This window comes from Streptomyces sp. NPDC093094 (assembly GCF_044754345.1).
Taxonomy (GTDB): domain Bacteria; phylum Actinomycetota; class Actinomycetes; order Streptomycetales; family Streptomycetaceae; genus Streptomyces.
Map to the genome: position 1 here is coordinate 501,067 of NZ_JBIVOX010000001.1, position 24,794 is coordinate 525,860.

Annotated in this window: 22 protein-coding genes and 2 pseudogenes; 18 read left to right on the plus strand and 6 right to left on the minus strand. The window is 73.9% G+C overall.

The features are described from left to right. Window positions 1-31 precede the first annotated feature (31 nt). Genes ACIQGV_RS01840 through ACIQGV_RS01850 form a run of 3 tightly spaced genes read left to right on the plus strand, consistent with a single transcriptional unit; the run spans window position 32 to window position 2,758 of the window. Window positions 32-1,546 (plus strand): IucA/IucC family protein, encoded by a 1,515-nt coding sequence (locus ACIQGV_RS01840; protein ID WP_402489487.1) that lies wholly within the window; start codon window positions 32-34, stop codon window positions 1,544-1,546. A 10-nt stretch (window positions 1,547-1,556) separates the two neighbouring features. Further along, window positions 1,557-2,468, plus strand: a complete 912-nt coding sequence (locus ACIQGV_RS01845; protein WP_402488984.1) for a HipA family kinase — start codon at window positions 1,557-1,559, stop codon at window positions 2,466-2,468. Beyond that, entirely contained in the window at window positions 2,465-2,758 is a 294-nt protein-coding gene (locus ACIQGV_RS01850) for a SelT/SelW/SelH family protein (RefSeq protein WP_402488987.1), read from the plus strand. Before ACIQGV_RS01845 ends, ACIQGV_RS01850 begins: the two co-directional genes overlap by 4 nt. On the opposite strand, the gene aceB is transcribed toward ACIQGV_RS01850, so the two are convergent. Continuing rightward, window positions 2,748-4,370: a malate synthase A gene (aceB, locus tag ACIQGV_RS01855; protein WP_402488990.1), complete on the minus strand. Its 1,623-nt coding sequence runs from the start codon at window positions 4,368-4,370 to the stop codon at window positions 2,748-2,750. The two genes, ACIQGV_RS01850 and aceB, sit on opposite strands and share 11 nt — an antisense overlap. A gap of 185 nt (window positions 4,371-4,555) precedes the next feature. After that, window positions 4,556-5,158 carry an NTP transferase domain-containing protein gene (locus tag ACIQGV_RS01860; RefSeq protein ID WP_402488993.1) on the minus strand — a complete coding sequence of 201 codons (603 nt, stop codon included), beginning with the start codon at window positions 5,156-5,158 and terminating at the stop codon, window positions 4,556-4,558. A 140-nt stretch (window positions 5,159-5,298) separates the two neighbouring features. On the opposite strand from ACIQGV_RS01860, the gene ACIQGV_RS01865 reads away from it, so the two are divergent. Further along, on the plus strand, window positions 5,299-5,619 hold the full coding sequence (locus tag ACIQGV_RS01865; protein ID WP_402488996.1) for a DUF5955 family protein: 321 nt from the start codon (window positions 5,299-5,301) through the stop codon (window positions 5,617-5,619). A gap of 509 nt (window positions 5,620-6,128) precedes the next feature. Here the strand turns inward: ACIQGV_RS01865 and ACIQGV_RS01870 are convergent. Beyond that, window positions 6,129-6,920: an IclR family transcriptional regulator gene (locus ACIQGV_RS01870; RefSeq protein WP_402488999.1), complete on the minus strand. Its 792-nt coding sequence runs from the start codon at window positions 6,918-6,920 to the stop codon at window positions 6,129-6,131. A gap of 260 nt (window positions 6,921-7,180) precedes the next feature. Here ACIQGV_RS01870 and allB point away from each other — a divergent pair, with 260 nt between their 5' ends. Together allB and alc are read left to right on the plus strand one after the other, a co-directional pair. Further along, window positions 7,181-8,518, plus strand: a complete 1,338-nt coding sequence (gene allB, locus ACIQGV_RS01875) for an allantoinase AllB (protein WP_402489001.1) — start codon at window positions 7,181-7,183, stop codon at window positions 8,516-8,518. A 39-nt stretch (window positions 8,519-8,557) separates the two neighbouring features. Continuing rightward, complete coding sequence (gene alc, locus ACIQGV_RS01880; protein WP_402489003.1) at window positions 8,558-9,673, plus strand: allantoicase; 1,116 nt, start codon at window positions 8,558-8,560, stop codon at window positions 9,671-9,673. 67 nt (window positions 9,674-9,740) lie between these two features. Here alc and ACIQGV_RS01885 read toward each other — a convergent pair whose 3' ends face one another. After that, window positions 9,741-10,517 (minus strand): SDR family oxidoreductase, encoded by a 777-nt coding sequence (locus tag ACIQGV_RS01885; protein WP_402489006.1) that lies wholly within the window; start codon window positions 10,515-10,517, stop codon window positions 9,741-9,743. Between the two features lie 137 nt (window positions 10,518-10,654). Between ACIQGV_RS01885 and ACIQGV_RS01890 the strand changes: the two genes are divergently transcribed. The 3 genes and pseudogenes from ACIQGV_RS01890 to ACIQGV_RS01900 form a co-directional block, all read left to right on the plus strand. Continuing rightward, entirely contained in the window at window positions 10,655-11,281 is a 627-nt protein-coding gene (locus tag ACIQGV_RS01890) for a dihydrofolate reductase family protein (protein ID WP_402489008.1), read from the plus strand. A gap of 483 nt (window positions 11,282-11,764) precedes the next feature. Then, window positions 11,765-12,670, plus strand: a complete 906-nt coding sequence (locus tag ACIQGV_RS01895) for a DMT family transporter (RefSeq protein ID WP_402489010.1) — start codon at window positions 11,765-11,767, stop codon at window positions 12,668-12,670. Between the two features lie 86 nt (window positions 12,671-12,756). Next, window positions 12,757-13,149: pseudogene (locus ACIQGV_RS01900) on the plus strand (ribonuclease domain-containing protein); the annotation flags it as partial. Between the two features lie 16 nt (window positions 13,150-13,165). Here the strand turns inward: ACIQGV_RS01900 and ACIQGV_RS01905 are convergent. Continuing rightward, on the minus strand, window positions 13,166-13,366 hold the full coding sequence (locus tag ACIQGV_RS01905; protein ID WP_402489490.1) for a hypothetical protein: 201 nt from the start codon (window positions 13,364-13,366) through the stop codon (window positions 13,166-13,168). A 170-nt stretch (window positions 13,367-13,536) separates the two neighbouring features. On the opposite strand from ACIQGV_RS01905, the gene ACIQGV_RS01910 reads away from it, so the two are divergent. The 4 genes from ACIQGV_RS01910 (at window position 13,537) to ACIQGV_RS01925 (ending at window position 17,431) form a co-directional block, all read left to right on the plus strand. Then, window positions 13,537-14,796, plus strand: coding sequence for a histidine kinase (locus tag ACIQGV_RS01910; RefSeq protein ID WP_402489493.1), 1,260 nt, complete (start codon window positions 13,537-13,539; stop codon window positions 14,794-14,796). A 59-nt stretch (window positions 14,797-14,855) separates the two neighbouring features. Beyond that, window positions 14,856-15,551, plus strand: a complete 696-nt coding sequence (locus tag ACIQGV_RS01915; RefSeq protein WP_402489012.1) for a response regulator — start codon at window positions 14,856-14,858, stop codon at window positions 15,549-15,551. Window positions 15,552-15,767: 216 nt separating this feature from the next. After that, window positions 15,768-16,949: a cytochrome P450 gene (locus ACIQGV_RS01920; protein ID WP_402489015.1), complete on the plus strand. Its 1,182-nt coding sequence runs from the start codon at window positions 15,768-15,770 to the stop codon at window positions 16,947-16,949. A 44-nt stretch (window positions 16,950-16,993) separates the two neighbouring features. Further along, entirely contained in the window at window positions 16,994-17,431 is a 438-nt protein-coding gene (locus ACIQGV_RS01925) for a PaaI family thioesterase (protein WP_402489018.1), read from the plus strand. Between the two features lie 51 nt (window positions 17,432-17,482). Here ACIQGV_RS01925 and ACIQGV_RS01930 read toward each other — a convergent pair whose 3' ends face one another. Continuing rightward, window positions 17,483-18,496, minus strand: a complete 1,014-nt coding sequence (locus ACIQGV_RS01930; protein ID WP_402489021.1) for a Gfo/Idh/MocA family oxidoreductase — start codon at window positions 18,494-18,496, stop codon at window positions 17,483-17,485. Window positions 18,497-18,612: 116 nt separating this feature from the next. On the opposite strand from ACIQGV_RS01930, the gene ACIQGV_RS01935 reads away from it, so the two are divergent. The 5 genes and pseudogenes from ACIQGV_RS01935 (at window position 18,613) to ACIQGV_RS01955 (ending at window position 24,727) form a co-directional block, all read left to right on the plus strand. Continuing rightward, entirely contained in the window at window positions 18,613-19,362 is a 750-nt protein-coding gene (locus tag ACIQGV_RS01935) for a GntR family transcriptional regulator (protein ID WP_402489496.1), read from the plus strand. Window positions 19,363-19,558: 196 nt separating this feature from the next. After that, window positions 19,559-20,023: pseudogene (locus ACIQGV_RS01940) on the plus strand (sugar ABC transporter ATP-binding protein); the annotation flags it as partial. Window positions 20,024-20,045: 22 nt separating this feature from the next. After that, on the plus strand, window positions 20,046-21,191 hold the full coding sequence (locus ACIQGV_RS01945) for an ROK family glucokinase (protein ID WP_402489023.1): 1,146 nt from the start codon (window positions 20,046-20,048) through the stop codon (window positions 21,189-21,191). Next, window positions 21,188-21,769, plus strand: a complete 582-nt coding sequence (locus ACIQGV_RS01950) for a sugar kinase (RefSeq protein ID WP_402489025.1) — start codon at window positions 21,188-21,190, stop codon at window positions 21,767-21,769. The genes ACIQGV_RS01945 and ACIQGV_RS01950 overlap by 4 nt, the downstream gene beginning before the upstream one ends. A gap of 99 nt (window positions 21,770-21,868) precedes the next feature. After that, window positions 21,869-24,727: an SNF2-related protein gene (locus ACIQGV_RS01955; RefSeq protein WP_402489028.1), complete on the plus strand. Its 2,859-nt coding sequence runs from the start codon at window positions 21,869-21,871 to the stop codon at window positions 24,725-24,727. The last annotated feature ends 67 nt before the right edge of the window (window positions 24,728-24,794 follow it).

Consider the following 24,794-nt stretch of genomic DNA (forward strand, 5'->3'; position numbering starts at 1 on the left):
GTCTGCGCCCGAACGGACCGTGACGAACGAAGTGGATCGCGTGGATCTCCTCCCCCCGCACGCCGGTGACGACCTCACCGCGCGCGCCGACGCCTGTGCCGCCGCGCCGCTGCTGAACTGCCTGCTGCGGGAGGTGGCCGGGCCGCGGGAGCTCCGGGCCGGCCGGGCCGTGCACCGGCTGCCCGGCACGGGCCGTCTGCTGCGGGTGCGCGGCACCCGGCGCCCCACCGACCCCGAGGTGCACACGGACGGGGCCTGGCACCGGCTGGACCACGCCGGTCTGGTCGGGCTCGTCGTCGAGGAACTGACCCTGCACACCGGCCGCTCCAACCACGAGCTGCCCGCCGAGATGACCGACAGCCGGGACGTGGTCGCCGCACTGCTCGCCGCACGCGCGTGTGCCACCCCGCCGGACGACCTCTATCTGCGCTCCGAGCAGTCCCTGGTCACCGGCCATCCCCACCACCCGGCCCCCAAGGCGCGCGGCGGCGGCCCGGCGTCCGCCTGGCTGCCCTACGCGCCCGAGGCGTACGCCCGCTTCCCCGTGGTGCTGCTCGGGGTGCGCGAGGACGAGGCCGTCGAGGAGGGCGACACCTCCGCGCTGGACGCGCTCGGCGAGGCGCCGTCCGGCTACCGGCTGCTGCCCGCGCACCCCTGGCAGCTGGACCTCGTCGCCCGGCAGCTGGCCCCCGCCTTCGCCGACGGGCGTCTGGTACGGCTCGGCACGACCGGCTTCCCGCTCTGGCCGACGGCCGCGATCCGCACGCTGTACGCCCCCGGGCACGACCTGTTCCTGAAGTTCAGCCTGGACGTGCGCATCACCAACGACGTCCGCCGGCTGTGGCGCCACGACCTGCTGCGGCTGCGCCGCACGGACGCGGCCGTCGTCCGCGCCTTCGAGGCCGGCCCGGGCCCGGCCGCCTGGCTCGGCGACCGCGGCTACCGCACCGCACGCTCCGCCTTCGAGGAACTGGCCGTCCTGGTCCGCGAGGGCTTCACCGGCCGGCTGCTGCCCGGGACGACCCCGCTGCTCGCGGCCGGGCTCGTGGAGGGCTTCGAGGGCAGCCCGCTGGACCGCACCGGGGATCCGGCCGGCTGGTGGGAGGCGTACCTGCGCGCGGTCGTGCCGCCGGCCCTCACGGCGTTCGCCGACCACGGCGTCGTCCTGGAGGCGCATCTGCAGAACACGCTCGTCGCGGTCGACGCCGCGGGCACACCGGTGCAGGCGCTGTTCCGGGACGCCGAGGGCGTGAAACTGCTGCCCGGGACGGAGCGGGGGGCCGGCTGGGAGCGGCTGGTGTACTGCCTGGTCGTCAACCACCTCATGGAGATCGCCGCCGCCCTCGCCGAGCGCCGTCCGGGCCTCGACCCCTGGCCGGCCGTACGCCACGAGCTGGCCCGCCACGGCCTGCCCGAGGCCGCCGCCCTGCTCCGGGCACCCACCCTGCCCGGCAAGACGAACCTGCTGCTGCGCTGGACCGGCGCCGACGGCGCCGCCGCCCGCTACCTCCCCCTGCCCAACCCGCTCGCCGGACCGAGGACCTAGGCTTGCCGTTGTGCTCCGTGACGTGACTGCTGTTCGATATGTGCACCCGCTGCGGTCCGGCGGGTCCGTGCCCGCCGTCGTCGAGGCCGACGACCTGGGCACGTACGTCGTGAAGTTCACCGGCTCCGCGCAGGGGCACAAGGCGCTCGTCGCCGAGGTGATCGTCGGCGAGCTGGCCCGGGCCCTCGGGCTGCGCTTCCCCGAGCTGGTGCTGGTCCACTTCGACCCTGCCGTCGCCGGCCACGAGCCCCACCAGGAGGTCCGCGACCTGCACGGCGCCAGCGCGGGCCTCAACCTCGGCATGGACCTCCTGCCGGGCGCCCGCGACTTCACCCCCGAGGTCGCCGGGGTCTTCCCCGTGGACCCGCTCCAGGCGGGCCGGATCGTGTGGCTGGACGCGCTGACCGTCAACGTCGACCGTACGGTCCACAGCTCCAACCTGATGGTCTGGCCGACGTTCGGCACCGCACCGCCGCGTCTGTGGCTCATCGACCACGGGGCCGCCCTCGTCTTCCACCACCGCTGGGACGGCACGGACCCGGCCAAGGTGTACGACTTCCGCCATCACGCGCTCGGCCACTACGGCCCCGACGTGCGCGCCGCCGACGCCGAACTCGCGCCGAAGGTGACCGAGGAGCTGCTGCGCCGGATCGTCGCGGAGGTCCCGGACACCTGGCTCGACGACCCCCGCTTCGCCGCGCCCGACGAGGCGCGCGAGGCGTACGTGGCCCACCTCCACGCGCGCGTGCGGGCGTCGCAGCGGTGGCTGCCCACCGACTTCCCCAGCCGGGAGGAGGTCGCCGCCGAGGAGGCCCGGCGCGCGGCGAGGACGCAGCAGGGCCGGCCGGACTGGCTGAAGCGGGTCCCTGACCTGCACGGCAAGCCGGCCGCGGAACAGGATTGGTCGGTGCACCTGGGATGAGCGGACGTGTCCAGATCGAGTACTGCACCCAGTGCCGGTGGCTGCCGCGCGCGGCCTGGCTGGCGCAGGAGCTGCTGACGACGTTCGAGACGGAGCTGGACGAGCTGTCGCTGAAGCCCGGCACGGGCGGGGTGTTCGTCGTCCGGGTCGACGACGAGGTGGTCTGGGACCGCCGCGAGCAGGGCTTCCCCGAGCCGACGGCGGTCAAGCGCGTCGTACGCGACCGAGTGGCCCCGGGAAAGCCCCTGGGCCACTCCGACCGGGCCGCGCAGGAGGACGTCAGCCCCTGAGCTGCTCGTACGCGGGCAGGGTGAGGAAGTCGACGTAGTCCTCGTCGAGGGAGACCTCCAGGAGGAGGTCGTGCGCCTGCTGCCAGTGGCCGGCCGCGAAGGCGTCCTCGCCGAGTTCGGCGCGGATGTCCGCGAGCTCCTCGGCGGCGACCTTGCGGGCGAGCTCCGGGGTGGCCTTCTCGCCGTTCTCGAACTGCACGCCCGCGTTGATCCACTGCCAGATCTGCGAGCGGGAGATCTCGGCGGTGGCCGCGTCCTCCATGAGGTTGAAGATGGCGACCGCGCCCAGGCCCCGCAGCCACGCCTCGATGTAACGGATGCCGACCTGCACGGCGTTGACGAGCCCGCCGTACGTCGGCTTCGCCTCCAGCGAGTCGACGGCGATCAGGTCGGCCGCCTCGACACGGACGTCCTCGCGCAGCCGGTCCTTCTGGTTCGGCCGGTCGCCGAGGACCTTGTCGAAGGACTCCATGGCGATCGGGACCAGGTCGGGGTGGGCGACCCAGGAGCCGTCGAAACCGTCGCCCGCCTCACGGTCCTTGTCGGCGCGGACCTTCTCGAAGGCCACCTTGTTGACCTCGGCGTCCCGGCGGGACGGGATGAACGCGGCCATGCCGCCGATGGCGTGCGCGCCGCGCCTGTGGCAGGTACGCACCAGGAGTTCGGTGTACGCGCGCATGAACGGGGCCGTCATCGTGACCGCGTTGCGGTCCGGCAGCACGAACCGGGGCCCGCCGTCGCGGAAGTTCTTCACGATGGAGAACAGGTAGTCCCAGCGGCCCGCGTTCAGCCCGGAGGCGTGGTCGCGCAGTTCGTAGAGGATCTCCTCCATCTCGTACGCCGCGGTGATCGTCTCGATCAGGACGGTCGCGCGCACGGTGCCCTGCGGGATGCCGACGTGGTCCTGGGCGAACACGAACACGTCGTTCCAGAGACGGGCCTCCAGGTGGGACTCCGTCTTCGGCAGATAGAAGTAGGGGCCCTTGCCGAGGTCCAGCAGCCGCCGGGCGTTGTGGAAGAAGTACAGGCCGAAGTCGACGAGGGCGCCGGGCACGGGACGGCCGTCGACCTGGAGGTGGCGCTCGTCCAGGTGCCAGCCGCGCGGCCGCATCACGACGGTGGCGAGCTCCTCGGGGGCCTTCAGGGCGTACGACTTGCCGCTGCGCTCGTCCGTGAAGTCGATCGAGCGGGTGTAGGCGTCGATCAGGTTGAGCTGACCGGTGACGACGTTCTCCCAGGTGGGCGCGGAGGCGTCCTCGAAGTCCGCGAGCCACACCCGGGCGCCCGAGTTGAGGGCGTTGACGGTCATCTTGCGGTCGGTGGGGCCGGTGATCTCCACACGGCGGTCGTTCAGCGCGGCCGGGGCCGGGGCCACCTTCCAGGAGTCGTCCGCGCGGATCGCGGCGGTCTCCGGGAGGAAGCCGAGGGCGGAGGTGCGGGCGATCTCGGCGCGGCGCTCCGCCCGGCGGGCGAGGAGCTCGTCACGCCGTGGCGTGAACCGCCGGTGCAGCTCCGCCACGAAGGCGAGCGCCGCATCGGTGAGGACCTCCTCCTGCCGGGGCAGGGGCTCGGCATCGACGACGGCCGACGGAGACGGCGCTGCTGCGGACATGAGCTGTCACTTCCTTCAGCGGTGGCACCGGGTGCCTGGGGGGACGAAAGAGGGGAATCCGCACCCGCCGTGCGGCCGGGTGCTTCTGATCAGTGGATAGTAGTTTCCTCATCGTGGAACTTCAATGGTTTGTTGATGTCGAGATTCTCCGGGTCGAGGGAAGGTGGCGCCCGGTGCCACGCCCCTCACTCAAGGTGGCGCAGGTCCGCCTCGGTGTCGATGTCGTACCCGGCGGCCACGTCGCCGCACTCCACCAGGGTGACCTCGGCCGCGTGTTCCCGCAGATAGTCGCGGGCGCCCCGGTCGCCGCGGGCGCCCGCGGCGACGCCGGCCCAGTGGGCGGCCCCGAACAGCACGGGATGGCCGCGTACGCCGTCGTAGGAGGCGGCCGCCAGGGCGTGTTCGCCGGTGTACGCGGCCCGTACACGGCCCGTCGCCGCGGCTCCGACGCCCGGCTGGTCGACCAGCGACACCAGCGCCGCCCGCGCCCCGGTCGCGTCGAGCGAGTCCAGGCCGGCGCGCAGCGAGGACCCCATGCCCCGCTCCCACTCCGGGTTCTCCACGAGCACGCACCCGCTCAGCTCGGCACGCGCGCGTACGGTGCCGGCGGCCGCGCCCAGCACCACGTGCACGCGCGTGCAGCCGGCCGCGCGCAGCGCCGCCACGGCGTGTTCCACCAGGGGGCGCCCCCGGTGGACCAGCAGCGCCTTGGGGCGGCCGCCGAGCCGGCGTCCGCCGCCGGCGGCGAGCACCAGTCCGGCGACCGGGTCTTCGATACGTTCGGTCATGCGTCCTGCATACCTGACCCCGCGTCAATCCCGGGGCTCCCGGAGGGACGGAATTTCGCGCCCATCGGTGGCGCGCGAGCACCGGGGGGCGTTTACTGGCCCGCGGGCCGAGGGGTGCCGAGGGCGGGCCGGGGAGGGCTGTGTTGCGGAGCTCGGGGCAGGGGCAGAGGCGGAGGCCGGCGGCCGGCGGTGAGGATCCGAGGGTGACGGGACTGCGGACGGCGGTGTCGCGGCTGCGCCGCGCGCTCGCCGCGCATCCGGCCGACTTCCCGGACCGGGCCGTCGCCGAGGACGAACTCGCCGCGCTGGCCGCCATGACCGCGGGAGGCGTCCCGGAGATCCCGCGCATGCGGGCCTCCCTGCTGCTGATCGCGGCCGCGGTCGGCTCGGTCAGCGCGCTGTCGGGGGGACTGGCGGAGGTGCGGGACGCGGTGGAACTGTTCGGGGGGCCCGCGCGGTAGCCCTCCGGGGCGCGGCGGTCCGCCCTGAGGTGCGGGGCGGGGTGCAGGGTGAGGCCGGGGTGACGTGCGGCTGCGTCGCCCGGGCGCGACCGGCGGACGGACGGTCGTGGGCGCGGCCCGTTGACACCCCGCCGTGAACCGGCTCCTGCGGTGGAGACCGTGCGGCGGTTCCGCCGTGGCGTTCCGTGGTCGCGGGCGGTGGTGGGTTCGTCGTGTTCCGGCGCCCGCGGTCCGGGGGGCGGGCGGTGTCCTGTGTTGCTCCGCCGTGAACCGGCTCCTGCGGCGGTGACCGGGCGGCGGTTCCGTCGTGGCGCCTCGTGGTCGTGGTCGTGGTCGTGGTCGTGGTCGCGGTCGGGTGGTGGGTCTGTTCTGTTCCGGCGCCCGCGGTCCGCGGGCGGGGCGGTGCCCTGTGGTGCTCCGCGGCCGCAGGCGGGCGGCGGTTCCGTTGGGCTCGGGCGTCTGCGGGTGCGGCCGGGGCGGTCCCGTGCCGCTGCGGTGCCGCGGCTTCCTCAGGCTCCCGTGCTGGCCAGGGCCTCGGAGAGTTCGGCCGCCACTTCCTGGAGCACCGGCACGATCCGGTCCGTGGCGTCCTCGGTGACCCGGCCCGCCGGCCCGGAGATGGAGATCGCCGCGGCGGTGGGGGAGTCCGGCACGAAGACGGCGAGGCAGCGCACCCCGATCTCCTGCTCGTTGTCGTCGACGGCGTAACCGAGCCGCCGTACGTCCGCCAGCGCGGCGAGGAAGCCCTCGGGCGTGGTGATGGTCCTCTCCGTGGCGGCCGGCATCCCGGTGCGCGACAGCAGGGCGCGCACCTCGTCGTCGGGGGTGTGGGCGAGCAGGGCCTTGCCGACGCCCGTGGAGTGCGGGAGGACCCGGCGGCCCACCTCGGTGAACATCCGCATGGAGTGCTTGGAGGGCACCTGCGCGACATAGACGATCTCGTCGCCGTCCAGCAGGGCCATGTTCGCCGTCTCGCCGGTCTCCTCGACCAGCCGGGCCAGGTAGGGCCGGGCCCAGGTGCCCAGCAGCCGGGAGGCGGACTCGCCGAGACGGATCAGCCGCGGGCCGAGGGCGTAGCGGCGGTTCGGCTGCTGGCGGACGTATCCGCAGGCCACGAGGGTGCGCATCAGCCGGTGGATGGTGGGCAGCGGCAGCCCGCTGCTGGCCGAGAGCTCGCTCAGCCCGACCTCGCCGCCGGCGTCCGCCATCCGCTCCAGCAGGTCGAAGGCGCGCTCGAGGGACTGGACCCCGCCGGTGGCGGACTTGGCGGAGTCGGTGGTGCTGGCGCTGGACGTCGGCACGGCACGTTCCTTTCGGGACCTGGCGGGAGGGCAGAAGCCTACCCGGCGGCCGGTTGACTCCCCGCTTGTGCGTAGCTACGTTCTGTCTGGCGGAATTCTATTTCCACTTTGTGGAAACGTCCAGGAGGGCGGCTCCGGGTGCACCGTGGAAGAAGTGCGCCCTTGACGGAGCCTCCGCGGGGGTGAAGACTCCGGAAGCAGATTCAACAAAAAGTTGAATCTCATTGCGCGGAAGCAACCGCGGCAGAGAGGGGGCCCGGGTGTCCGACGCTGAACTGGTGCTGCGCTCGACACGCGTCGTCACGCCCGAGGGGACACGCGCCGCCTCGGTCGTGGTCGCCGACGGCACCATCACCGGCGTACTGCCCCACGACGCACCCGTCCCGGCCGGTGCCCGGCTGGAGGAGCTCGGCGACGACGTGCTGCTGCCGGGCCTGGTCGACACTCATGTGCACGTCAACGACCCCGGCCGCACCGAGTGGGAGGGCTTCTGGACCGCCACCCGCGCGGCCGCGGCCGGCGGCATCACCACCCTCGTCGACATGCCGCTCAACTCCCTCCCGCCGACCACCACGGTCGGCAACCTGGAGGTGAAGCGGCGGGTCGCCGCCGACAAGGCGCACACGGACGTCGGCTTCTGGGGCGGCGCCCTGCCCGGCAACGTCGAGGACCTGCGCCCCCTGCACGAGGCCGGGGTCTTCGGCTTCAAGGCGTTCCTGTCCCCGTCCGGCGTGGACGAGTTCCCGCACCTGGACCAGGACCGGCTCGCCCGCTCCCTGGCGGAGATCGCCTCCTTCGACGGACTGCTGATCGTGCACGCCGAGGACCCGCACCACCTCGCCGCCGCCCCGCAGCACGGCGGCCCGAGGTACGCCGACTTCCTCGCCAGCCGTCCCCGCGACGCCGAGGACACGGCCGTCGCCCAGCTGATCGCCCAGGCGAAGCGGTTCCACGCGCGCGTGCACGTCCTGCATCTGTCCTCCGGCGACGCGCTGCCGCTGATCGCCGCCGCCCGGGCCGACGGGGTGCGCATCACGGTGGAGACCTGCCCGCACTACCTCACCCTGACCGCCGAGGAAGTCCCGGACGGCGCCAGCGAGTTCAAGTGCTGCCCGCCCATCCGGGAGGCCGCCAACCAGGACCTGCTCTGGCAGGCCCTCGCCGACGGCCTCATCGACTGCGTGGTCACCGACCACTCCCCGTCCACCGCCGACCTGAAGACCGACGACTTCGCCACCGCCTGGGGCGGCATCTCCGGCCTCCAGCTCAGCCTCGCCGCGGTGTGGACCGAGGCCCGCAGGCGCGGCCACACCCTCCAGGACGTGGTCCGCTGGATGTCCGCCCGCACCTCCGAACTGGCGGGCCTGCGGCACAAGGGCGCCATCGAGGCCGGCCGCGACGCCGACTTCGCCGTCCTCGCCCCCGACGAGACCTTCACCGTCGACCCCGCCTCCCTCCAGCACCGCAACCCGGTCACCGCGTACGCCGGCAAGACCCTGTACGGCGTCGTGAAGTCCACCTGGCTGCGCGGCGAACGCATCGTCGCCGACGGCGAGTTCACCGAACCGAAGGGACGACTCCTCACCCGGACCGGCTGAATCCCACCCACCGACCTTCGAAAGGCAGACCTGATCACTGTGACGGCGACCCCCGGCTTCACCGGCGACGCGAACCCCTACGGAGGCGGTGACCCGTACGCGGACTACCGCACCGCCGACTTCCCCTTCACCCGGTACGCCGACCTCGCCGACCGGCGGCTCGGCGCCGGTGTCGTCGCCGCCAACGACGAGTTCTTCGCCCAGCGCGAGAACCTCCTCGTGCCCGAGCGCGCCGAGTTCGACCCCGAGCACTTCGGCCACAAGGGCAAGATCATGGACGGCTGGGAGACCCGGCGCCGCCGCGGTGTCTCCGCCGAGCACCCCTGGCCCACGGCCGACGACCACGACTGGGCCCTGGTCCGGCTCGGCGCCCCCGGCGTGATCCGCGGCATCGTCGTCGACACCGCCCACTTCCGCGGCAACTACCCGCAGGCCGTGTCCGTCGAGGCCGCCTCCGTGGCGGGCTCGCCCTCCCCGGAGGAACTCCTCGGCGCCGACGTGAAGTGGACGACCCTGGTCCCGCGCACCCCGGTCGGGGGGCACGCCGCCAACGGCTTCGCCGTCTCCGCCGAGCAGCGCTTCACCCACCTGCGGGTCAACCAGCACCCCGACGGCGGCATCGCCCGGCTGCGCGTGCACGGCGAGGTCGTGCCCGACCCGCGGTGGCTGGCGACGCTCGGCACCTTCGACGTGGTCGCGCTGGAGAACGGCGGCCAGGTCGAGGACGCCTCGAACCTCTTCTACTCGCCCGCCACCAACACCATCCAGCCGGGCCGCTCCCGCAAGATGGACGACGGCTGGGAGACCCGGCGACGCCGCGACCGGGGCAACGACTGGATCCGCTACCGCCTGGCGGCCGAGTCCCTGATCCGCGCGATCGAGATCGACACGGCCTACCTCAAGGGCAACAGCGCCGGCTGGGCCTCGGTGTCGGTCAAGGACGGCGAGGACGGCGAGTGGACCGAGATCCTCCCGCGCACCCGCCTCCAGCCCGACACCTGCCACCGCTTCGTGCTGCCCGAACCGGCCGTCGGCAGCCACGCGCGCGTGGACATCTTCCCCGACGGCGGCATCTCCCGCCTGCGGCTGTTCGGCTCCCTGACCGAGCAGGGCGCGGCCGGTCTGGCAGCCCGCCACCAGGAACTGGGCGGCTGACCCGGCAGGATCGCGCCGTACGACCGCGGGGCGCACAGGACCCGGATCCTGTGCGCCCCGCGGCACGTCACGCCGCGTGCCCGCCGTCGACCGAGAACTCGGCCCCGGTGACGTACGCCGCGTCCGGCCCGGCGAGGTAGGCCACCATCGCGGCGACCTCGTCGGCCGTGCCGAACCGGCCCAGCGCGGTCATGGCCGCCTGACCGGCCGCGTACGGGCCGTCGGCCGGGTTCATGTCGGTGTCGGTCGGGCCGGGGTGCACCACGTTCGCGGTGATCCCGCGCGGACCGAGCTCCCGCGCGAGCGCCTTCGTCATCCCCGTCAGCGCCGACTTGCCGGTGGTGTACAGCGTCCCGCCGGGGCCGGGCACACGCTGGGTCATGCAGGTCCCGATGGTGACGATCCGGCCGCCGTCCGGCATCCGTGCCGCGGCCGCCTGGGACGCCAGGAACACACCGCGCACATTGACCGCGAGGACCCGGTCGATGTCGTCGAGGCCGAGACCGGCCAGCGGCCCGAGGACCCCGATGCCCGCGTTGTTCACCAGGACGTCGAGCCGGCCCAGGGCGTCGGCCGCCGCGTGCACCGCCCCGGCCGCCTCCCGCGCCTCGCCGGAGTCCGCGCGCAGGGCCACCGCCCGGCGCCCCAGCGCCTCGACGGCCCGCACCACGTCCTCGGCCGCCTCCTTGCCGTTCACGTACGTCAGGGCCACATCGGCCCCGGACCGGGCCAGCCGCAGCGCGGTCGCCGCGCCGATGCCCCGGCTGCCGCCGGTGACCAGGGCCGTCCTGCCGTCCAGAGGTGCCTCGGTGCTGTTCAGGATCATGTCGTTCGTCGTCGTCATGGGACCATCCCAGCGGCGCGCGCCCGCGGACGCTGGCGGGGAACGGACATCGACCACACCGCCGCGGCCGATGAGTTGCGGGCCCCCGCGGGGTCTGTCCTGATGACAGCGACCCGCGTCCGGAAGAAGGCACCCACATGGCCAGGCTCGTCTCCACCGTCTTCGTCACCCTCGACGGCGTCTACCAGGCGCCGGGCGGCCCAGAGGAGGACACCCGCGACGGCTTCCGGCAGGGAGGCTGGAGCGTCCCCTACGGCGACGACGACTTCGGCGCCTTCGTCACCGAGGTCTTCGCCCGCCCCGCCGCGTTCCTCCTCGGCCGGCACACCTACGACATCTTCGCCTCCTACTGGCCGAAGATCACCGACCCGTCCGACCCGGTCGCGGGCAAGCTCAACGCGCTGCCCAAGTACGTCGCCTCCACCACGCTCGGCGAGCCGGCCTGGGCCGGTACGACCGTGCTCCGCGGCGACCTCGCCAAGGAGGTCGGCTCCCTGAAGGAGCGCATCGACGGCGAGGTGCAGATCCACGGCAGCGGCGCCCTGGTCGGTTCCCTCCTCGACCTCGGCCTCGTCGACACGCTCCATCTGCTCACCTTCCCGGTGGTCCTCGGCGCGGGCCGCCGCCTCTTCCGCGAGGGCTCCCTGCCGACGGCCTTCCGTCACGTCGCCGGCCGCGTCACGTCCGCGGGCGTCACCCTCCAGACCTACGAACGGGCGGGCGACCCCGAGTACGGCACCTACGCCCTGCCGGACCAGCCCTGACCCCGCTCCGTCCCGCCCCCGGCCGCCGCCGAGGGCGCGGGTGAGGGGCCCGCCCGAAGGCTCGCGCCCTCACCGCCCGGCCCGGGCGTCGGCGGTCCCCGGCCCCCGTCCGGCGTGCGGACACCGGCGCCCCGGTCCGGTCCGCCCGGCGCGGGGCGGGCCCGTGGGCCGCGCTGTCCGCCGGGATCCGCCCCGGTCCCGTGTTCCTGCGCCCGCTCGTCGTCGAGGCCGTGCGTCCGGCCGTGCGTCGGCGATCCCGGGGCGGCCGCCCCGCCCCGGCCCGCGGGGGTTTGCGCTCGCGCAGCCCGGCGCCCGGCCCCTTCGGCGCGGGCGCCGGTGTCCGGGGCGGGCCGCACGCCGGCGTCCGGCTGCCGGAAAGGTCTGGCCGGAAGATCCACCGCGCCGGTACGGTGACCCTTCCCGTGCGAGCCACCGCCGTCTCCACGTACATCCGCCCGCTGGAGACCGGGAGCCGCAGCCGCCGTGTCGACGATCGCCGTACCCCGCCCCCTCGCGCCCCGCCGCGCCTGGCTCACCGATCTGCCGCTGCTGCTGGTCGCGGTCGTCTGGGGCGGCAGCTACCTCGCCGCCAAGGACATCACCACCGCCCGCACGGTCCTCGCCGTGCTGGTCCTGCGCTTCGCGCTCGTCCTGCCGGCCCTCGTCCTCGCCTCCTGGCGGGCGCTGCGCGCCCTGACCCCCGCGCAGTGGCGGGGTGCCGCGCTGCTCGGGCTGGTGCTGAGCGGCATCTTCCTGCTGGAGACGTACGGCGTCGTGCACACCTCGGCGACCAACGCGGGCCTGATCATCAGCCTCACCATGATCTTCACACCGCTCGCCGAGGCCGCCGTCACCCGCACCCTCCCCTCGCGGGCCTTCCTCGGCGCGGCCGCCCTGTCGGTGCTCGGCGTCGTCCTGCTCACGCAGGGCGGCGGCTTCACCCGGCCCGCCGCCGGCGATCTGCTGATGCTGCTCGCCGCGCTCGCCCGGACCGTGCACGTACTGGTCATGGCGCGGCTGAAGCCCGTGCGGGACGCGGGCTCGCTGCCCTTGACCACGGTCCAACTGGGCACGGCCGTCGTCGTGTTCGCGCTGCTGTCGGCGGGCGCGGAGACGACCCCGTGGGCCGCCGCGGCGGACTTCGGGGCCCGTGAGTGGGCGGGGCTGCTGTTCCTGTCCGCCTTCTGCACGCTGTTCGCGTTCTTCGTGCAGATGTGGGCCGTCCGCCGCACCTCCCCGTCCCGGGTCAGCCTGCTGCTGGGCACCGAGCCGCTGTGGGCGGCCGCGGCCGGTATCGCGCTCGGCGGCGAGCGGCTCGGTGCGCTCGGACTGCTGGGCGGGGCGCTGGTGCTGGCGGGAACGGCGTGGGGACGCCGGGCGGCCGGTTAACTCCCGGAAAACTCATGGGACGTGCCCGGAATATCCACCGACTTGTCATTGACATGCCATGCTCTACGCGCGTCATCATGGGGGTCATGAGATTCCCCCCACGGATCCATCGCACCGGAGTCGCCGCGGCGCTCCTGCCCGCCGTCCTCGTGGGCGGCACCGTCTGAGTCACCACGTCCCCCGCCGCCCCCACCGCGGCGGGGGGCATCTGCCACAGCGACCTGCCGTCCCGGGCGTACACCACCCTGAGGCTGACCGATCAGGGCGGACCCTTCCCGTGCTCCCGGGACGGCGCCGTCTTCCACGACCGCGAGGGCGTCCTGCCCTCGCGGTCGACCGGCCACCACCACGAGTGCACGGTGAAGACCCACGGCGTCTCCACCCGCGGCGCCCGCCGGATCGTCACCGGGCGGGACCGCGAGGAGGACCACCGCACCGCCGACCACCACGCCTCGTTCGGCCTGATCGACCACGACTGCCGATCCGCCGAAGCCCTCACGAGGGCTTCTGGCTCTCCGCGGCGGCGAACAGCGCGATCGCCAGCACGACCAGCGCGACACTCGCGTAGAGCTCGTAGCCGTCCAGGAAACCGAGGCGCTGCACCAGGCCCACGTTCCAGTGGACCCACTGGTGCAGCAGACCGAGGACGCCCTGCACCAGGGCGAGGAATCCGAGCACTTCCAGCAGCTGTTTCATGGACACGACCCTCGCCCCGCGGACCCCCCGCGCACATCGGCCGCGGGGCGAGACCCTCTCCGCGGAAGTCGACGGCCGCGGCCCGCCGCCGCGACGAAAGACGGCTCTCGCGCGACTTAAGTAGCCGGTCGCCCGCGAGGGGAGGTGCCGGGCTCCTTCCCTGCGTAGATTTGTCGACCGTGAGGACCGACGGCACGCAGAGCACCGGACCGGCGTTCGAGGGACGCCGGTGGCTGTTCCCGTCCGCCGTGATCCACGAGCTCGACCCCGGCGCCGTACGGCCCGGCCGCCGGCCCCGGCGCACCGCCCGCGACTGGCTCGTCGACTTCAGCTGCTTCCTGCTGGCCGTCGGCATCGGACTGCTGGCCGCGGACGCCCTGCCCGACGAGAAGGACCTGCCCGGCGCCGTCGCCGTCCTCGACCAGGTGCTGGGCGCGCTGGCCTGCGCCGCCGTGTGGCTGCGCCGCCGGTGGCCCGTCGGGCTGGCCGTCGCCATGGTCCCCGTCGGGCTGCTGTCGGTCACCGCCGGCGGCGCCGTCCTGATCACCGTGTTCACGCTCGCCGTGCACCGGCCCTTCCGCTACGTCGCCTGGATCGGCGGCATCTCCCTTGCGCTCCAGCCGCTCTACTACTGGCTGCGGCCGGAACCCGGCCTGCCCTATCTCGTCGCCGTGGCGTTCAGCGCGGTGATCACCGTCGCCGTCGTCAGCTGCGGACTGCTCGTACGCTCCAAGAGGCAGCTCATGCTCAGCCTGCGGGACCACGCGCGCCGGGCCGAGACCGAGGCGCGGCTGAGGGCCGAGCGGGCGCAGCGCCTGGCGCGCGAGGCCATCGCCCGGGAGATGCACGACGTGCTCGCGCACCGGCTGACCCTGCTCAGCGTGCACGCCGGGGCACTGGAGTTCCGCCCGGACGCGCCCCGGGAGGAGATCGCCCGGGCGGCCGGGGTCATCCGGGAGAGCGCCCACGACGCCCTCCAGGACCTGCGGGAGATCATCGGCGTCCTGCGCGCGGGCGAGTCCGACGACTCCGGCCGCCCCCAGCCGACGCTCGCCGCACTGGACACCCTCGTCTCCGAGTCCCGTGAGGCCGGCATGAAGGTCACGCTCGCCCAGCACGTCACGGACCCCGCCGCCGTGCCCGCCTCCGTCGGCCGCACCGCCTACCGCATCGCCCAGGAGTGCCTCACCAACGCCCGCAAGCACGCACCCGGCACCGAGGTCACCGTCACCGTCACGGGCACCCCCGGCGACGGCGTCACCGTCACGGTGCGCAACCCCGCCCCCGACGGCGAGGTGCCGCCCGTCCCCGGCTCCGGACAGGGCCTCATCGGCCTCACCGAACGTGCCACCCTGGCCGGCGGCCGCCTGGACCACGGACCCACGCCCGCGGGCGGGTTCGAGGTACGGGCCTGGCTGCCGTGGGGGTGAGCGGGACCGGCCGGCCGCCGCCTCCTCGGCGTGCCCTCCGACGTGATTACGTAACCCCCATGACCGCTATCAAGGTGCTCCTCGTCGACGACGACCCCCTGGTCCGCGCCGGGCTGTCCTTCATGATGGGCGGCTCCCCGGACATCGAGATCGTGGGGGAGGCCGCCGACGGCGCCGAGGTGGAGGCTCTCGTGGACCGCACCCGCCCCGACGTCGTCCTGATGGACATCAGGATGCCGGCCGTGGACGGCCTGACCGCGACGGAGCGGCTGCGCCGCCGCGACGACTCCCCGCAGGTGGTGGTCCTGACCACCTTCCACGCCGACGAACAGGTGCTGCGGGCCCTGCGTGCCGGTGCCGCCGGATTCGTCCTCAAGGACACCCCGCCCGCCGAGATCGTCGACGCGGTCCGCCGGGTCGCGGCCGGCGACCCCGTCCTGTCGCCCACCGTCACCCGGCAGCTGATGGCCCACGCGGCCGGCACCGCCGCCGACATCCGGCGCACCCGCGCGCGACAGCGCATCGCCCTCCTCAACGACCGCGAGCGCGAGGTCGCCGTCGCGGTCGGCCGCGGCCAGGCGAACGCCGAGATCGCGGCGAGCCTGTTCATGAGCGTGGCCACCGTCAAGACGCACGTCTCCCGTGTCCTCGCCAAGCTCGGCCTCAACAACCGTGTCCAGATCGCCCTTCTCGCCTACGACGCCGGACTCACCGACGACGACAGGAGCGAGGAAGATCCGGAATCCGGGCACTAGCGGGGCGCGTCGTCCGTTGGGAGGTACAAGCACGCGCATGCACGAGGACGTACGGACTCACGCGCACGCACGCACGAGCACGCACGAGGACGTACGGAATCGCGAGGATTCACGGAGTCACGAGGACTCGCGGAACCACGAGGACTCGCGGAACCACGAGGACCGGCGGACCCGCGCAATCACGGGAGTCCGGCAGTCATGAACGGGGGAAGAAGCATGACCGAGGTGATCGACCTGGGCGGGTACGGCGACGCGTTCCGCACCGACCCGCACCCGGTGTACGCCGAACTGCGCGCCCGCGGACCGGTGCACCGGGTGCGCCCGCCGGGCGGCACGGCCGACCACGAGACCTGGCTGGTCGTGGGTTACGAGGAGGCCCGTGCGGCGCTCGCCGACCCCAGACTCGCCAAGGACCCCGCGAAGCTCGGCATGACGTTCCTCGACGAGGAGCACATAGGCAAGTACCTGCTGAGCGTCGACCCGCCCGACCACACCCGGCTGCGCTCGCTCGTCTCCCGCGCCTTCACCGCACGCCGTGTCGAGCAACTGCGCCCGCGTGTCCAGCAGATCACCGACGAACTGCTCGACGCGATGCTGCCGCACGGCAGCGGCGACCTCGTCGAGTCCTTCGCCTTCCCGCTGCCCATCACCGTCATCTGCGAGCTGCTCGGCGTCCCCGAGATGGACCGGGCCGCGTTCCGCGAGATCTCCACGGAGGTGGTCGCCCCCTCCGGCGCCGACAGCGAGTACGACGCCGTCATCCGTCTCGCCGAGTACCTCACCGAGCTGATCGACGACAAGCGCCGCGCCCCGGGCGACGACCTCCTCAGCGATCTGATCCGCACCACCGCCGAGGACGGCGACCGGCTCTCGCCCGGTGAACTGCGCGGCATGGCCTACCTGTTGCTCATCGCCGGCCACGAGACGACCGTCAACCTCATCGCCAACGGCGTGCACGCGCTGCTCACCCACCCCGACCAGCTCGCCGACCTGCGGGCCGACATGGGCCTGCTCGACGGGGCGGTGGAGGAGATGCTGCGCTGGGAGGGCCCGGTGGAGAACGCCACGTTCCGCTTCGCCGCCGAGCCCCTGGAGATCGGCGGAGTGCCCGTCGCCCAGGGCCAGTCCGTGCTGGTCGGCCTCACCGCCGCCGACCGGGACCCGAAGCGCTACCCGGACGCCGACCGCTTCGACATCCGCCGGGACCCGCGCGGCCATGTCGCCTTCGGCCACGGCATCCACTTCTGCCTCGGCGCCCCGCTGGCCCGCCTGGAAGGCCGTACGGCGATCCGGTCCCTGCTGGAGCGCGCCCCGGCCCTCGCCCCGGACGGCCCGGCCGGCGCATGGCTGCCGGGCATGCTGATACGTGGCATGCGCAGCCTGCCGGTGCGCTGGTAGCGACACCGGTCCGAACCCGTACGACCACCGGGAGCCCCCCACCCATGACCACACCCTCCGTCCCGTCGCAGCTGGATCTCGCCACGGCGCGACAGACCCTGGACGCACAGCCCTTCAGCGCACTCCTCGGCACCCGCATACGCTCCTTCGGCGACGGGAAGGCCACCCTGGACCTGGACATCCGCAAGGAACTCCAGCAGCAGAACGGCTTCGTGCACGGCGGAGTCCTCTCCTACGCCGCCGACAACGCCCTCACCTTCGCGGCCGGCAGCGCCCTCGGCGGGGCCGTCCTCACCTCCGGCTTCTCCATCCAGTACGTCCGCCCCGCCGTCGGCCGCACCCTGCTCGCCCGGGCCGAGGTCGTGCACGCGGGCCGGCGTCAGGCCGTCGTCCGCTGCGACCTGCTGACCGTCGCCGAGGACGGCGCCGAGACCCTGTGCGCGGTGGCCCAGGGGACGGTGCTGTCGACCCGCACGGTCTGAGAGCCGCCGGCCCGGCCGGGACCACGGAACCGGGCACCGCGGGGACGCCGCTCAGACGTCCCTGCCGCCCGGTACCTCCGACAGCCGGACCAGCCTGCGCTCGCGCCGGGACAGATCGCACGCCTCGGCGATCCGCAGCGCCTGGAGAGCCTCGCGCCCGTCACAGGGGTTGGCCCGTTCTCCGCGCACCACCTCGACGAACGCGGCGAGTTCGGCCTCGTACGCCGGCCCGAAGCGCTCCAGGAAACCGGTCCAGGGCTTGGACGCGGCAGGCGGCCCGGTCGGCTCGGTGGACGCGATCGGCGTACGGTCGTCGAGGCCGGCGGTGATCTGGTCGAGCTCCCCGGCCAGTTCCATGCGCACGTCGTACCCGGCGCCGTTCAGCCGGGTCGCGGTCGCGGTCGCGAGCGTGCCGTCGTCGAGGGTGAGCACCGCCGCGCCCGTGTCGATGTCACCGGCCTCCCGGAACATGCCGGGCCCGGCGTCGGACCCGGCCGCGTACACGTCGACCACCTCATGGCCGGTCACCCAGCGCAGCGCGTCGAAGTCGTGGATGAGGGTGTCCCGGTACAGCCCGCCCGACAGCGGCAGATACGCGGCCGGCGGCGGCGTCTGGTCGGAGGTCATGGCCCGCACGGTGTGCAGCCGCCCGAGGCGCCCCGAGCGGACGGCCTCGCGCGCCCCGGTGTATCCGGTGTCGAAGCGGCGCTGGAACCCCATCTGCAACGCCGTCCCGGCCGTCTCCACCTCGCCGATGGCGAGCAGGGTGCCCGGCAGGTCCAGCGCGATGGGCTTCTCGCAGAACACCGGAAGCCCCGAGCGCGCGGCCCGGCCGATGAGCTCCGCGTGCGCGGACGTCGTCGTGGTGATCACCACGGCGTCCACGCCCCACTTGAAGATCTCGTCCACACCCGGCGCCGCGGTCTCGCCCAGCCGCTGCGCCAGCTCCTGTGCCCGTGCGGGGTCCACGTCCGTGAGGATCAGGCTGCCGACGTCGCGATGACGGCTGAGCGTCCTCGCATGGAAGGTGCCGATGCGGCCCGTACCGATGACCCCGATGCGCATGGAATCAAGGTGAGGGCGGACCGTTCATCTGTCAATGCGTATGTCCGGACAACCGGACCACACAACTTCCCGTCACCCCTTCACGGAGCTACGCTCGGGCCGTGCCGAAACCAGAAGTGGACCCGACCGTGCGGCTGGAGCTCGGCGTGGACCGGAACTCGCCGGTACCGCTGTACTTCCAGCTGTCGCAGCAGCTGGAGGCCGCCATCGCGCACGGCACCCTCACGCCGGGCAGCCTCCTGGGCAACGAGATCGAGCTCGCCGCCCGGCTGGGCCTGTCCCGGCCCACCGTCCGGCAGGCCATCCAGTCCCTCGTCGACAAGGGCCTGCTGGTGCGCCGCCGCGGGGTCGGCACCCAGGTCGTGCACAGCCAGGTCAAGCGCCCCCTGGAACTCAGCAGCCTCTACGACGACCTGGAGGCGGCCGGGCAGCGCCCCGCCACCAAGGTCCTGGTCAACGCCGTCGTCCCGGCATCCCCCGAGGTCGCGGCCGCCCTCGGGGTCGCCGAGGGCGGCGATGTGCACCGGGTGGAGAGGCTGCGGTTCGCCCACGACGAGCCGATGGCCCACCTGTGCAACCACCTGCCGGCCGGGCTGCTGGAGCTGGACACCCGCCGGCTGGAGGCGACCGGCCTGTACCGGCTGATGCGCGGTGCCGGGATCACCCTGCACAGCGCCCGCCAGTCGATCGGCGCCCGCGCCGCCACCGCCGCCGAGGCCGAACGGTTCGGCGAGAGCGAGGGCACGCCGCTGCTCACCATGCAGCGCACCACGTTCGACGACACCGGCCGCGCGGTCGAGCACGGCAGCCACACCTATCGCTCCAGCCGCTACTCCTTCGAGTTCCAGCTCCTCGCGCGGCCCTGAGTCCCGCCCGCCGCCCCACACCGCGGGCCGCCATGTCCGGACAATGTGACCGGCGCGCGCTCCCCGGCCGCCGGGGCCGTGATCCCCGTGTCCGGCACCGGGGCGTCCGGGACCGGGGCGTCCGGGACCGGGGCGTCCGGGACCGGTGGGACGACCTGCCCCGTGCACGGCAGAACACGGCAAGAAGACAAGCACCGACCTGCGCGACGTCGACCGGCCCGTCGGCACCCTCTGCGGCGGCGGGCGTCAGTGCGCCGCCGTCGCCCGCGCCGTCCGCTTCGGCGCGGAGGCCCCCGCCCTCGACGAGCCCACGGCCGCCCCGGGCGTCGAGCAGTCCGGCGCGGTCCCGGAGCACGTGGCCGCGGCACACGACGAGGGCCCGGGTGTTGTCTTGATCACCCGCAGCCCGCACCACGCCCACCTGGTCGGGGACCGCTTCGTCCTTCTGAGGAGAGGCACGACGGTGGGCGGCCGCACCCGGGACGAGATCTCCCCGGACGCCCTGACACAGCAGATGGCGGGCGGAACGGAGCCGGATGATCCACGCCACGAACCGGAACGCCGCCAGGGACGCGGGGAACCGCGCGAGCGGCCACGAAGCGTCCGCGGGCGGCGTGCGACATCTACCACCCCGTCGCCCACCGGGCCACACCCGGGGTGAGCGTGCGGCAGAATCGGCCGTGATGAGCACCTACCGCGACCTGACTGCACCCATCGGCTCCCGCCGAGCCCCGGTCCTGAGAACCGTCGGCACGCGGGAGCGCCGGTCACACCTGACCGCCCCCCGCGTGCCGACCGTCGGCATCGACATCGGCGGCACCAAGGTGATGGCGGGCGTGGTCGACGCCGACGGCACCATCCTGGAGAAGGTCCGCGCGGAGACCCCGGACAAGTCCAAGAGTCCCAAGGTCGTCGAGGACACCATCGTCGAACTGGTGCTTGACCTGTCCGACCGGCACGACGTGCACGCGGTCGGCATCGGAGCGGCCGGCTGGGTCGACGCCGACCGCAACCGCGTCCTGTTCGCGCCCCACCTCTCCTGGCGCAACGAGCCGCTGCGCGACCGCCTGTCCGGACGTCTGTCCGTGCCTGTGCTGGTCGACAACGACGCCAACACGGCCGCGTGGGCGGAGTGGCGCTTCGGAGCCGGCCGCGACGAGGACCATCTGGTGATGATCACGCTCGGCACCGGCATCGGCGGCGCGATCCTGGAGGACGGCCGGGTCAAGCGCGGAAAGTACGGCGTCGCGGGCGAGTTCGGCCATATGCAGGTCGTGCCCGGCGGCCACCGCTGCCCGTGCGGCAACCGCGGCTGCTGGGAGCAGTACAGCTCCGGCAACGCCCTCGTGCGCGAGGCCAAGGAGCTGGCCGCGGCCGACTCCCCGGTGGCGTACGGGATCATCGAGCACGTCAAGGGGCAGGTCGGCGACATCACCGGCCCGATGATCACCGAGCTGGCCCGCGAGGGCGACGCCATGTGCATCGAGCTGCTCCAGGACATCGGCCAGTGGCTCGGCGTCGGCATCGCCAACCTCGCGGCCGCCCTCGACCCCTCCTGCTTCGTCATCGGCGGCGGTGTCTCGGCCGCCGACGACCTGCTGATCGGCCCCGCGCGGGACGCGTTCAAGCGGCACCTCACCGGCCGCGGCTACCGCCCCGAGGCCCGCATCGTCCGCGCCCAGCTCGGCCCCGAGGCCGGCATGGTCGGCGCGGCCGACCTCGCCCGGCTGGTCGCCCGCCGCTTCCGCCGCGCCAAGCGCCGCCGCGTCGAGCGGTACGAACGCTACGAACGGTTCGCGGCGACCCGCCGCCCGGAGGAGTCGCTGTGACGGGAACCCTGCCACGCCAGTCCGGACCGGCCGACCGGCCGGACACGGACACCGAGGACCGCCGCCACCGGCGCCGCCGCCGGGCCCTCACCCTGCTCACCATCGTGCTGCTCATCGGCATCCCCGCCGGCTACCTGGTGATCTCCGCCGCCCAGAGCCGTGCCAGCGGCAAGGACAAGGAGGAGCGCTACTCGGCGCGCGGCCTCACCGAGGACTGGCCGTCGAAGATCCAGCTGCGCCTCTACCAGGTGCCCATCCCGCACCCGTCCGGCAAGGTCGCCTACTACGAGACGAACAACTGGAAGACCAGCCGTCTCTACGTCCAGTTCCAGGCACCCAACGCGAACCTGGACGAGTTCCTGCGCAGCATGGGTGCCAGCAGGACCCAGCTCAAGCGCGGCGACATCACCATCAGCGCCCGCGACCAGAAGATCACCGGCTGGGACTTCGGCGGATCCGGCCTCTGGTACGGCCTCGTCCACGAGCAGAAGAAGCCCGCACCCACCCAGGACGTGATGGTGAACCTCGCGGAGCCGAACAACCCGTTCGTGTACGTCGTCTCCCGCACGGTTCCCTGAGCGCACGGCCCCGGACGGCCGCCGGGGCCGATTGTCAGACCCCGCCCGTAGAGTCGAAGACATCTGATCCGACACGACGGGCGGGAGGTGACAGGACGTATGAGCGACAGGGTGACGGCGCCTGCCGCGGGCACACCCCGGGAGCCGGCCGTCCCGGTGCGCCTCGCGGCCGTCTTCCTGCCCGCCCCCCTCCCGCGCGACAGCCGGATCGCGTTCTGGGACCCGGCCCCGTCCGGGGACCCGGAGGGCACCGCGCGGACACCCGGCCGGCACACCGAGCTGACGGTGGTCCGGCCCCACGGCAAGGGCGTCCGCCGCGGCCGGACCCCCGCGCTCACCCTGCCGCTCGACCGGGCCCTGCCGCTGCTGGTACGGGCCCGCCGCGACCCCGCCGCCCACCCCGCCACCGCCTGCTGGGGCGCCGCCGCCGTCCACGCGCTGCGCCTCGCCGCCCGCGGCCGCCTGCTCCCCGGCCTCACCCCGTCGGGCCACGACGCCTGGCGTGCCGGCCCCCTCGACCCCGACGACATCGCGCACCTGCGCGCGGTCGCCGCCGCCCTGCCCTACGAGGGCCACGCCGTCCCGCTGCCCGGCCCCGGCCCCTTGCGGCTGCCCGACCCCGAGGCGCTGATGCGCGCCTTCCTCGACGCGGTCGCCGACACCCTGCCCCGCACCCCCGCCGCCCCGCACGCCTGCGGCCGGCCCTTCGCCGACCACACCCCCCAGTACCTGCCCGCGGCCCACGACTGGGCCGCCGAGGTCGCCGCCGGCACGGACGCGGGCGTGCGCGTCTCCCTGCGTCTGGACCTGTCCGCGTCCGACGTCTTCGACACGGACGACGACGCGGACGGCCGTCGCGCGGGCGCCGCGATCGTCCAGGTCCACAGCCTCTCCGACCCCACTCTCGTCGCCGACGCGGCCGCCCTGTGGGCGGGGGAGGCCGACACGGCGTTCGGCCCGCGCGCCCGCGTGGACGCCGCGCTCGCCGTCCGCCGCGCGGCCCGCGTCTGGCCGCCGCTGGACCGGCTCGCCGAGCAGGACGTGCCGGACGTCCTCGCCCTGTCCGAGGAGGAGCTCGCCGACCTCCTCGGGGTGGCCGCCACCCGGCTCGCGGCGGCGGGCGTAGCCGTCCACTGGCCCCGCGACCTGGCCCGCGACCTCACCGCGCTCGCCGTCGTACGGCCCGCGCCCGGCTCGGCGACCGACGGCACCGGGTTCTTCGAGAGCGAGGAACTGCTGAGGTTCCGCTGGCAGCTCGCGCTCGGCGGCGATCCGCTCAGCGACGCCGAGATGGACACGCTCGCCGAGGCCCACCGCCCGATCGTCCGGCTGCGCGGTCAGTGGGTGCTCGTGGACCCCGCCCTCGTCCGCAAGGCCCGCAGGCGCGAGCTGGGCCTGCTCGACCCGGTCGACGCGCTCTCGGTCGCGCTCACCGGCAGCGCCGAGGTCGACGGCGAGACGGTCGAGGCGGTGCCGCTCGGGGCGCTCGCCGCCGTGCGCGACCGGCTGACGGCCGGCCTGAGCCCCGCCGAACCGCCCGCCGGACTCGCCGCCACCCTCCGCGACTACCAGCTCCGCGGCCTGGCCTGGCTCGACCTGATGACCTCCCTCGGCCTCGGCGGCTGCCTCGCCGACGACATGGGCCTCGGCAAGACCGTCACCGTCATCGCCCTGCACCTCAAGCGGGCCCGCACCGAACCGACCCTGGTGGTCTGCCCCGCCTCGCTGCTCGGCAACTGGCAGCGGGAGATCACCCGCTTCGCGCCCGGCGTCCCGGTCCGCCGCTTCCACGGCTCCGAGCGCAGCCTGGCCGGCCTCGACGGCGGCTTCGTCCTCACCACCTACGGCACCCTGCGCTCCGCCGCCCCGGCCCTGGCCGAACAGCCCTGGGGCATGGTCGTCGCCGACGAGGCCCAGCATGTGAAGAACCCGTACTCCGCCACCGCCAAGGCGCTGCGCACCCTCCCCACCCCCGCGCGCGTGGCCCTCACGGGCACCCCCGTGGAGAACAACCTCTCCGAGCTGTGGGCCCTGCTCGACTGGACCACTCCGGGCCTGCTCGGCCCCCTCAAGTCCTTCCGGGCACGGCACGCCCGCGCGGTCGAGACCGGCGAGGACGAGGAGGCGGCGCAGCGGCTGGCCCGCCTGGTCCGCCCCTTCCTGCTGCGCCGCAGGAAGTCCGACCCGGGCATCGTGCCGGAGCTGCCGCCGAAGACCGAGACCGACCATCCCGTCCCGCTCACCCGCGAACAGGCCGCGCTGTACGAGGCGGTGGTGCGCGAGTCGATGGCGGCCATCGAGACCGCGCAGGGCATCGCCCGGCGCGGACTGGTCCTCAAGCTCCTCGGCGCGCTGAAGCAGATCTGCGACCACCCGGCGCTCTACCTCAAGGAGGAGCCCGGGCCCACGAACACGGCCCGGCAGGCCGCGCGCTCCGGCAAACTCGCCCTCCTGGACGAGCTGTTGGACACGCTGCTGTCCGAGGACGGCTCGGCACTGGTCTTCACCCAGTACGTGGGCATGGCCCGCCTGATCACCTCCCATCTGGCAGGCCGCGCGATCCCGGTGGACCTGCTGCACGGAGGCACCCCGGTACCGGAGCGGGAGCGCATGGTCGACCGCTTCCAGAGCGGCGCCACCCCGGTGCTCGTGCTCTCCCTCAAGGCGGCCGGCACCGGCCTGAACCTCACCCGCGCGGGCCATGTCGTCCACTTCGACCGCTGGTGGAACCCGGCCGTCGAGGAACAGGCCACCGACCGGGCCTACCGCATCGGCCAGACCCAGCCCGTCCAGGTCCACCGCCTCATCACGGAGGGCACCGTCGAGGACCGCATCGCCGACATGCTCGCCGCCAAGCGCGCCCTCGCCGACGCCGTCCTCGGCGTCGGCGAATCGGCCCTCACCGAACTCACCGACCGTGAGCTGGCCGACCTCGTCTCCCTGCGGAGGACGCCATGACGGCGGGACAGCCCGGCGAGGAGCGCCAGGGGACGGACCAGGTCTCCTCCCCGCAGCCTGCTCCCTC